2 protein-coding genes are annotated in these 2813 nt (G+C 61.0%); one reads left to right on the top strand and one right to left on the bottom strand.

Going from position 1 to position 2813, the window contains the following annotated elements; translation table 11 throughout:
• Positions 1-71 precede the first annotated feature (71 nt).
• The gene (locus VMR39_RS00800; protein ID WP_021243113.1) at positions 72-1328 is read right to left on the bottom strand and encodes an IS701 family transposase; all 1257 of its coding nucleotides are present in this window, start codon (positions 1326-1328) and stop codon (positions 72-74) included.
• Between the two features lie 548 nt (positions 1329-1876).
• Here VMR39_RS00800 and VMR39_RS00795 point away from each other — a divergent pair.
• Positions 1877-2813, top strand: a 937-nt coding sequence (locus VMR39_RS00795) for a PEP/pyruvate-binding domain-containing protein (RefSeq protein WP_325413398.1), incomplete at its 3' end; no start/stop codon positions are given.

Below are 2813 nucleotides of genomic sequence, written 5' to 3'. Positions count from 1 at the left end.
TTGCAGGATGTGCAGTTGCCAGGCATCCTCCGCAATGAGGGCAATGGCGCGGCGGCGCGCGCGATAAGCGGTCAAGGATAGCTTGGCGTACAGCCGGTAGGCTCGGCTGAGGGGGCGGACCGGAGACTCTTTTTTTTCCGCCCCGTCTGAGCGAGCCTTCGTGTTTGCAGGAAGGCATAGGCGATCATTGTCATGAGCGCATGGCGATGCAGCCCGGTCCACGAGCGGCCCTCGAAATGGTCGAGACCAAGTTCTTCCTTGAGTTGCTGATGCGCCTGTTCGCAGACCCAGCGCGCCTTGATGGCGCCGGCGACATCTTTGGCTGGCGTGTCGGCGGGAAGGTTGGAAAGATAGTATTTTCGCTCGCCGCTGGAGCGATGCTCGCCCACCAGCCAAGCCTCTTCGCCTGGCATGTGCTGTGCGCCAGCAGCACCGATCCGCTGTGGCGCGCCATCAGCGATCCGCACGCGCATGACAGCGAAGCGGGCGCTCAGACGGCCTTTGGTTCCGCGGCGCCAACTGATCTTCCGCCACTTCGCCTCCTCCAGCATGGTATGGGCGGCCAGGGATTTGACGTCGGGTACGTGCCGGACACGCGGTCGTCCACGTCCCGCCACCGGGAAGATCAACTGCACGTCTGAGGGATAGACCTTCTGGTGGCGGGGGATGCCGACCGCCCAGCAGAGGCCCCGTGCGCTGAGCGCCTGCCGGAACGGTGCGGACAGGCCATAACCGGCATCGGCCAGGACGCAGCCAAAGCGCACGCCGGCAGCGATGATGCGGTCGATCTCCTCAATCGCGATGTCAGGCTTTGTGCGATAGGCCCGAAATGCTTCGGGCACAGCCGCCTTGGCCATCCGTGCAGTGTCGCTGGTCCAGCTTTCCGGCAGGAACAGCCGCAAACCCAGCATGACCGGAACTTCTCCCGAGGCCAACGTCACCGATACCAAGGTCTGGCAGTTGGCGTTCTTGCCCAACACCGTGGCGTATTGCGGCGCGACACCGACCGAGGCCTTGCCCTTCTTGGGTAGCGCTGTGTCGTCGATGATAAGCCAGGCCTTGTCGCCGCCGACCAGCTCATCAGCCTGTCGCCACAACGTCGCCTCCAGCGGCGCGCTGTCCCAGATCCCTGCTCCGACGAAATGGTGTAGCCGGTCATAGCTGAGCGCGTCGATGCGTGCTGCCATCGGCTGGATACTCTTGCGATCGCCCGGGCCTATCAATCCGGCGATATAAGCCGGACACATCCGCCGCCGCGTCTTGTTGGCCAGAGCCTGCAAATACGGCTCAAGCCACTGTTCGAGGTCCCGCCGCCAATCCTCTTCCATCGCCAGCCTCCACAAAAGCTGGCTCCCTATGAATCACGCATTCCTCCGAAGGGGAATCCCAAAAATTACACTTCTGCCAAAGTAGTGCTAGAGATCGCGCGAGCCCTGAAGTTTCTGCGCAGGCGCATCGAAGCGGCGCAGATCCCCTCATCGAATCTCGATGAGACGCTCAACATCGCCACCTGGAATAACCGCAGAACTATGTCCTGTATGATCTCGGCAAGCCGATTCTTGAGATATTCTTGAGATAAAGCGGCTGCGATATTGAGAGACTGGGCGATCAATTGAAAACATTTGGGATGAGTATGACGCCCGCGCCCGCAGCGGAATGATCATGCATTTGTGTTGCCCATGACCTGCTCTCGATCTTGGGCCATCCGGCCGGAGCTGATCCGGTCAATCTGATGATCGAGCTGAAGTCCATCGATACACTCAGGAGCCTTACGTAGTGACGTTGCCAGTCGGCGCGGTGATGGTGACCACAAAAGAGGTGGCTGGGTGAAACCTTGAGGCGGCCTCTGGCACCTTACGCAAGCTGGAGATGAGCTATGTCCAAGCCGATGATTTTGTGGTTCGAAGACATCGGTATCGCTGATGTGCCGGCCGTAGGCGGCAAGAACGCGTCTTTAGGCGAGATGACCGCGGCCCTCGCTCAGAAGGGCGTGAAGGTGCCCTCTGGCTTTGCCACCACTGCGGACGCTTACAGGGCGTTCGTTCACGACAATGAGCTTGCACCCCGCATTACGGAACATCTCTCCGCCTTCCACTCCGGCGGATGCACCCTTCAGGAAGCGGGGCAGGCTATAAGGAGTCTGTTTCTGGAAGCGGAAATGCCCTCCCATATCGCCGAGGAGATTGTGTCCGCTTATGCGGAACTTGGCCGGCGTACCGGCACAGAGCGTCCCGCCGTTGCCGTGCGCAGCAGCGCGACCGCCGAAGATCTGCCGGATGCGAGCTTCGCGGGCCAGCAGGAAACCTTCCTCAATGTCCGGGGCCGGGCCGCACTTCTGGCGGCCTGTCGTCGATGCTTCGCCTCGCTGTTCACCGATCGCGCGATCAGTTACCGCGATGCGAAAGGCTTCGATCATCTCGAGGTTGCGCTGTCGATCGGCATTCAGCAGATGGTCCGTTCGGACCTGTGCGGATCGGGCGTCATGTTCTCGATCGATACCGAAACCGGCTTTCCAAATGCTATCGTCATCAGCGCCGCCTGGGGGCTGGGTGAGACCGTCGTCCAGGGGAGCGTAAACCCGGACAGATATGTCGTATTCAAACCGCTTCTCGCGCAGCCGGGGACCGAACCGATCATCGACAAGGAGTTGGGCGGCAAGGCGTTCCGCATGGTCTATGGGGAAGGCGGAAGCCACCGTACGAGGATCGTCGAGACAACCGAGCAGGAGCGTCAGAGCTTCGTTCTCGATAACAGCGATATCGTCCAGCTCGCCCGGTGGGCCGTGGCGATCGAGGACCATTACCAGCGTCCCA

This window comes from Sphingobium sp. (genome assembly GCF_035511395.1).
Lineage (GTDB): Bacteria > Pseudomonadota > Alphaproteobacteria > Sphingomonadales > Sphingomonadaceae > Sphingobium.
Note: the sequence above shows the minus strand (reverse complement) of the source record. Positions and strands in the feature narration are given on the sequence as shown.

Bases quoted from the DNA above. Each gene is read 5' to 3' on its own strand.
- VMR39_RS00800 (WP_021243113.1), bottom strand. From the start codon at position 1,328: ATGGAAGAGGATTGGCGGCGGGACCTCGAACAGTGGCTTGAGCCGTAT.